General features: G+C 64.0%; 7 protein-coding genes and 1 pseudogene. All 8 read right to left on the bottom strand.

The window, feature by feature from the left end; all coding sequences use genetic code 11:
- Nucleotides 1-106: 106 nt before the first annotated feature.
- On the bottom strand, nucleotides 107-712 hold the full coding sequence (locus SM764_RS22445; RefSeq protein ID WP_369002857.1) for a head-tail connector protein: 606 nt from the start codon (nucleotides 710-712) through the stop codon (nucleotides 107-109).
- 6 nt (nucleotides 713-718) lie between these two features.
- Complete coding sequence (locus SM764_RS22440; protein WP_369002856.1) at nucleotides 719-946, bottom strand: hypothetical protein; 228 nt, start codon at nucleotides 944-946, stop codon at nucleotides 719-721.
- A 74-nt stretch (nucleotides 947-1,020) separates the two neighbouring features.
- On the bottom strand, nucleotides 1,021-2,226 hold the full coding sequence (locus tag SM764_RS22435) for a phage major capsid protein (protein ID WP_274832585.1): 1,206 nt from the start codon (nucleotides 2,224-2,226) through the stop codon (nucleotides 1,021-1,023).
- A 216-nt stretch (nucleotides 2,227-2,442) separates the two neighbouring features.
- Nucleotides 2,443-2,925: pseudogene (locus tag SM764_RS22430) on the bottom strand (HK97 family phage prohead protease); the annotation flags it as partial.
- Entirely contained in the window at nucleotides 2,925-4,148 is a 1,224-nt protein-coding gene (locus tag SM764_RS22425; protein ID WP_369002855.1) for a phage portal protein, read from the bottom strand. The pseudogene SM764_RS22430 and the gene SM764_RS22425, both read right to left, overlap by 1 nt.
- 17 nt (nucleotides 4,149-4,165) lie before the next feature.
- The gene (locus tag SM764_RS22420; protein WP_369002854.1) at nucleotides 4,166-5,950 is read right to left on the bottom strand and encodes a terminase large subunit; all 1,785 of its coding nucleotides are present in this window, start codon (nucleotides 5,948-5,950) and stop codon (nucleotides 4,166-4,168) included.
- A 3-nt stretch (nucleotides 5,951-5,953) separates the two neighbouring features.
- Entirely contained in the window at nucleotides 5,954-6,403 is a 450-nt protein-coding gene (locus tag SM764_RS22415) for a hypothetical protein (RefSeq protein ID WP_369002853.1), read from the bottom strand.
- Nucleotides 6,404-6,461: 58 nt separating this feature from the next.
- The coding region (locus SM764_RS22410; protein ID WP_369002852.1) for a DUF8602 domain-containing protein at nucleotides 6,462-6,876 on the bottom strand (415 nt) is incomplete at its 5' end.

The raw sequence follows: 6,876 nt of genomic DNA, 5'->3' as shown, positions 1-6,876 counted from the left end.
GCATACTCCGCCCAGCCGGTGGCAACATCTTCCCCGGCCTCATTTTCTGCAAAGCTCGCCTGAAGGATCACGATCCGCCGATCCAGACGCGGCGCCGATCCCGCCTTCATCCTGAGAACGCCCGGTAGCGGCGGGTCAGCCGGTCCACCCCGCGCTGCACCTGCTCCGGAATACCCAAAGCCGCATCCGCCAGCGGGTGATCATAATAGAGCTTCACCAGCTCACGCGCCGCCGCCCGGATATCCTCCGGCACATCCTCAGCGGTGGCAAAGCCTGCCGTGAACTGGATCTCAACCGCATCGGCGCGCGCCGCATGGGTTGGCCAGGATTTCCCGGGCAGCAGCTCAATGCGCCGGGCGCGGCCGGATCCGGCAAGGATGTAATCCTCAGGCGGCACGGTCAGGCTGGATCCGTCCTCCTGGAGGCAGCGCACCGCATCCACCGAACGGATCCGCGCAAACGGCAGGCGCAGCAGATCACTGGCAAACCCCGCCCCCTTGCGCACCCATTGCTGCGACACGAGAGGAAAGCCGAGGCCACCAAAACCATCGCCGTCCACATCCAGATGCGCTGAAGCCGCAGCAATGGCCCGGGTGATCTCCGCATCAAGCTGCGGATCTTCTCCTTCCGGCGTGAGGATCCGCAGCTTGTCCTTTGCATCCGCAAGCGTGATCAGTGCGGCATTGCCACCAGAGAGCCGTTCCAGCCACATCGCGGCTTACTCCTGCCCTTTGGTTTCAGCAGGCTCGGAAGCCTTGGTTTCCGGAACCGGACTTGCCTTGCTGCTGTCCGGATCTTCCGGCGTCTCGGCGGCTTCCCCCTCATCCGGCAGAACAAGCACGCCGCGCGCCACCAGATGCGCCACATCGCGCGGATCCGCCTCCCGTGCGTCCCCCTCGTTGTACCACTGGTCGCCCTGATGCGGACGTTTGACGATGTATTTCATGGGCTTTCTCCCGCTCTTTCAAAAGAAAAGGGCGCGCAAAACTGCGCGCCCCTCCTGGCTCAGATCACTCCGGATCAGGCAACAAAGCCCAGATCCCCGTAGATGAAGGCCTCCGGCCGGTAGATCGCCAGCGCCAGGCGCTCCTCGGCCAGGATCGTCACCATGTTCCGGGTGAAGTCATCGTTTTCATAACCGGTCTCGATCGAGGCATCCCAGCGGTCAAAGACCTGGCCACCCATGCGGAAGGCCCCGGTCAGGAACTTGTCCACCGTGATCGCCTGCGTCTGAACCACCGGCAGGCGCCACAGCATCGGTTGCGCACTGCCCTGCGGATTGCCGATGATGTAATCCTCGTTGGCGTTCTTCGTCAGCTCAATCCGCGCCCAGTCGATCGGGTTCAGCACATGCCCCGTGGCCGGGTACTCCGCCAGGGCCGCCTGCAGCATCGCAAGCCGCAGCTTGTCGATCACAGTCTCCGCCCCGACCGCAAAGGCAGGCGCATAGGCCGTCGCATTGGGAATGATCCCATGCAGGTTCTGCCCGGTGCCATCGCCATTCAGGATCTGCACCTCTTCCTTGAAGTCCAGACCATAGAGCAGCCGCTGGTCAATCATCGAGCGCAGCTGCGAGACATCGCTCAGCGCCTGGCGCGACACCTTCATGTGATGCGCAATCACCTTGGCCCCGGTGGATTTCTCAGTGAGCTTGATATCCGATCCCGGCTTCGGGCCGCCTTCGGCAACAGGCGCGGCGTTGTTGTTGAACCCCGTCTCCTGCACATATTCCAGCGTATTGCCATCCATCCGGCCCGGCGACAGCAGATCGCGCACCGTCATCCGCCGCTGCGGCATCTCCTGAATGCCCGGAAGGCGCGTTGCGCCAACCCCGGCCCCCACTGCACCATCGGTATCCGTGGTCGCCAGCGTGAGCGAGGCTTTGAGCTCCATCCGCGCCTTGGAATTGCGGCCGAATCCGTCTTCTCCGAAAGACTTGAACTCATCGCTCTCAACAAACTGCTGACCCACGCTTTTGTGCTCGGTCCCCGCCGCACCGCCATCGCGGTCCAGCTTCTGCTCGAGCTCGGTCAGCGTGGATTTGAGGCCGTTCATTTCCACCAGGGCCTCATCGGCCTTTTCCTTGACCGACCGGCCCAGCTCTTCACCAGCCTGCGCCTTGCCCAGGGCATCCTCGGCAATGGCTTTCACCGCGTCGAACTGACGATCGAACGCAGCTTTGGTTTCCGCTGCCAGCTCTGCAGCGGTCTTGGTCTCTCCCGACATGGGGAACCTCCTGTAAATGTTAGGGTTATCTGCGGGTCAGGAACCCAGCATCGCGGCGTAAAACGACACCGCCTCGCTCTCCGCTGTGGCAGGCTCCCCCTGCCCCTTCAGGTGGATGCGCGCGGCACGCTCCGCCTGCGAGTTTGAAAGACCAATTCCCTTGGCCATCCGTTCAAACTCCCGCTCCGTCAGCCGGTCCCCGGCCCGGAGCTTGTCCAATACCTGCGCGGGCACATCAGACTTGGCCGCCACCCGCGCCTCTGGCAGCATCGGGAAGGTCACAAGCGAGACCTCCCAGAGCTCCAGCTCCTGCAAGAGCCGCTGCCCGCCGCTCTGTTTCTGCGCCTTCACCGTCCGGTAGCCGATCGACAACCCGTCAATCGATCCCGCTTTGATCAGCGCCTGCGCCTCGCGGCCCTTGGCCACCTCCGTCAGGATCCGCCCTTTCACCCAGAGCCCTCGCTCATCCTCGCGCGCCTCATCCCAGACCCCGATCGGCTGCGCCGGATCATGCTGCCAGAGCATCTTCACCCGGCGCCCGTCCTGCGTCAGCTTTGCAAGGCTCGCGGCATAGGCGCCCGGCGCCACGATATCGCCACCCTGGTCCTCGATCCCGAAGAGGCTGGCATAGCCTTCAATCGCGCCACTGTCCGCGGCGGCCGTCAGGTCAACCGCCATATCCTTCGTCTCCACCACCATCAGCCCTCTCCTGTCTCCGTGATCGGAATGTTCTGCATCTGCATGCGCACCTCATCGCCGCCCGCCACAGGCCGCCGCCCTTCCAGCTTGCGCACCTCGTTGATCGTCAATGCCCCGATCTGAACCATGATCTGGTAAAACGCCGCCCGGCTGGCGCTGTCCCCGCGCATCAGCCCGTCCATGTTGATCCGCACGCTCACACCCGCCGCCCGGTCCGCCGGGGTCAGCAGCTGCTTTCTCACCGCCTGCTCGATCCGTTTCACCCGGCGGCGCAGGTAGAACTTGGTGAACATCAGGACCTGCTGATCCACGCTGGTTGGCCAGGCCGTCGAGGCCCCCGCATGACCAATGAGCGCGGGCGGCACCTGGAAGTAGCGGCAGATCTCCTCGACCGAGAACTGCCGCGTCTCCAGCATCTGCGCATCTTCCGGCGAGATGCTCAGGTGGTCATATTCCATGCCCCCCTCGGCAATGAACGGCTTGCCCGAGTTCACAGCGCCCAGGTACTTTTCGACGATCTTCTCCGCCGCTTCCCGCTCCGGCGCGCTCAGCCATTCCTTGAACTTGATCAGCCCCGAGGGGCGCAGCCCGTTGCGGAACATGCCCGCCGCCGCCCGGTCCGCCGCCAGCGCCGAAGAGAAGGCCTGCACACCAAAGCGCAGCGTCGACATGCCCCCGAGCGCATTGCCGCCCGGCCCGCGGATGTGGAACACATCCCGATCCAGCCGCACGAAGGATTTGCCGCTGTCAGTCCAGCGGTATTCAATCCGCCCGCTCCCGAGCCGCCGCACCGACATCGCCTCCGGATGCACCGGGTAAAGCGCTACGATCTTCCCGTCCCGGCGCTGCACCGAGGCATAGGCATTGCCCCAGAGCTCGATCGACAGGTTCATGAAGTCCCAGAAGTCCAGCGCCGTCTGGTCAAAGTTCGGGCTCTCATGGATCACCGCATGGAGAGGATGACCGGGATCCGTTTCGGTGAAGCCATCGCTGTCCCTGCGCTGCACCTCAAACGGCAAGGACGACAGCGTGCCGCTGATCAGGTTGGCGCAGCCCCAGACTGCCGAGAGGCTCAGGCTGGAGCGCGCGCTGACCACCTCGCCCGCATTGCCCACATGGCCCTCGCCGCCACCGCCTTGCGCGCGACCATCGGCCCATTTCACGCTGCTTTCGGATTTCAGCTGCAACCCGACAGAGGACAGCGCCTTGCTGATCAGACCCATGTGTTCAGCCCCATGTGTTACGCTCCCTGCGGCATGCCAAGTGCCTGGAAAAAACTGTTCCGCCGGTCATCATTGCCCGTATCTTCCGGCACCTGGCTCAGCGGCCAAAGCGCGTTGATCAGAGCAACGATCCCGTCGATCTTGTCCTCCGGCACCAGCTTTGCCGGATAGATGTAGTCGCCCCCCTGCACCTGCTTCAGCAGCGTGTTGCCAGCCATCCAGGTCAGAACCGGATTGCCGTCATTGATCAGCCGGTGATCATCCACCGCCGCGATCAGCTTGTTGAAGGGTTCGTTGAGGTTCGACGCCCGCGAGCGCAGCTCCACCGCCGTCATGCCCGCAGCCTCCCAGGCCGCCGCCATCTGCGCTGCAAAGAGCGCATCGTAAATCACCATCTCGATATCAAGCGCAGGCAGGTGCCCCCAGCCCCAGCTGTCATCCCCGAGCCCCGCCAGCTGCAGAACCAGCGCCTCCACGATGCGCAGATCCAGCTCCGCTCCCTGCGTCGTGCGGATGAAGCCATCCTTGGCCCAGCCCCAGAGGTGCTCATTGCCCGGCGCCTCGACCAGTTTCTCCGGCAGGAAGTGCCAGCTGAAGACCTTGAGAGGCCCCTTGGCGGGATCGCCCTCGTCGGGGATCACCAGCGTCACGCTGGCCGGGTCGCGCCGCGTTGCAAGATCCACGCCGAGATACGCCTTGCACCCGGCAAAATCCGCAAGCTGCAGCCCCGGATCCTCGCTGGCGCGCCAGGCATCCATATCCAGCGCCGCGGCCCCCACACTGGTCCAGATGTCCAGGTGCTTGCGCAGGAATTCCCCCATCGCCGCCGGGCTGGCCGTAGCCTTCTCCCATTCGTCCTGCATGTATTCCAGAGACTTGGCCGAATAGAGGCTGGGGTTCGCCTTCTCCCAGGTCTTGGGATCGCCCGGCTCATCGCCCTCATCGGCTTCAAAGATCAGCCCCAGATAGCGCTCATTCGCCCGCGCCCCGTCCAGAAGGCTCTGCACATACTTGCGCTGCTCATAGCAGATCCCGGCGGTGTTATAGCCCGCCGTGGTGATCGCGATCAGCAGCGGGTGCTCCCGCGCCCCCAGAGCCGAGGCCATCGAGTCCCAGACATCGCGTTTTTCGTGCTCATGTAGCTCATCGACAATCGCGCAATGCGGGTTCTTGCCGTCCTTCGATTTGGTCTGGCTCGCAATCGGCTGGAACACCGCCGCCGGATCCGGCGTCTTGATCTTGTGCTCCTCGATCGTGAGCCCCAGGAGCGCATCAAGGCCGGTGCCCTCGAACTCCCCCGTCAGCGCCATCACCCGCGCCGCGTCAAACACGATCCGCGCCTGGTGCGTCGAGGCCGCCGCCGAATAAACCTTCGCCCCCGGCTCACCGTCCGCGCCGAGGAAGTAAAGCCCCACCCCGGCCAGCAGCGTCGATTTCCCGTTCTTTCGCGGCACCTCCACATAGGCCGTCCGGAACCGGCGCAAGCCACTCACCATGTGGCGCCAGCCGCCGATCTGGCTGATCAGGAAGGCCTGCCAGCCCAGCAGCTCGATGGTCTCGCCCTGCGCCGCCCAGGCCCCCTCGATATGAGGCAGCGTTTCCATGAAGGCGCACATGTGCTCCGAGGCTTCCGCATCAAACACATAAGGAAAGGCATCCGTGCCCGCCCGGCTCAGATCGGTCCTGAACCGCTGGCAGGCCTGAATGATCCGCTTGCCGCTGGGGATTGCACCAGACAAAACCCCATCCACCCAGTCAAACGCCCTTTGCGTGACCGGCATCTCCACCAAATTGTCCGTCATTGCCTACCCGCGCCCCGCCTTGCGCGTCAGCGGCTTGAACGGCGTCACCTTGCCGCCGCCCTTGGGCGGCGCAGGATCTCCCAGCAGCTCCATGAAGGAAGTCTGGGTAGCCTGCCCGTTCTTGGCCCGCACGTAAGGCGTGCCCAGGAGTTCCTTTTCCAGCGCCGCCAGGCGGTTTTCATGAAAGGCGCGCTGCTGGCTCAGGCCAGAAAGGAAGTTGCCTTCCATGGCCTCAAAGCCCTCATCCACGATCAGGACCGACAGCCGGTCAAACGCGGCCCGGTGCACCGCATAGCGCACCACCTGGCCAAACACCGGCTCATCCACCAGCCCGTCCCGCTTCAGGTACCGCAGCAAGCTTTCGCCATGCGCCTTTTCCACATCATCAAAATGAGGTGGCCAGCCGCCCAGAAGGCGCACCAGTTTCTCAATATCCGTTCCACTGTTCTGCATACCCCCCCCCCTCTAAATTTCTGCGCGGAAAAATCCGATTACCCCCGCCGGTTTCACATCAAAAGGCCCCAGACTTTCCGAGGCCCCCCACCCTACCTGCGCGCCGCTCGGCCCGCTGTTTCTTGCTGTCATGACAAGACTTGCAGAGCGACTGCAGCGCCCCGAACCAGAACAGCCCATAATCGTCTCGGTGAGGCACCACATGGTCCGCCACCGTCGCCAGCTGCTTTGAATGATCCGGGCACATCCGGCACAAAGGCTCTGCGTCCAGCTGTGTCAGCCGCCGCCCGCCTTTGCCCCGCCAGCCCTTGCTTGCATACCACTTCCGGCTCGGCCGCTCTGACCGCCGCCTTGCCTCCGAAGGTCGGTCCCGGTTCTGCTTCTCGGCACGTTCATGCGCCTTGCAGTAGATCGTCCCAACCTCAACCAGACGGGAGCACCCGCCCTGCGCACAGGGTTTCTTCGGCATAAGC

This window comes from Pseudophaeobacter sp. 1A16562, assembly GCF_041008785.1.
Lineage (GTDB): Bacteria > Pseudomonadota > Alphaproteobacteria > Rhodobacterales > Rhodobacteraceae > Phycobacter > Phycobacter gallaeciensis_A.
This window is presented reverse-complemented; position numbering and strand designations above follow the sequence as displayed.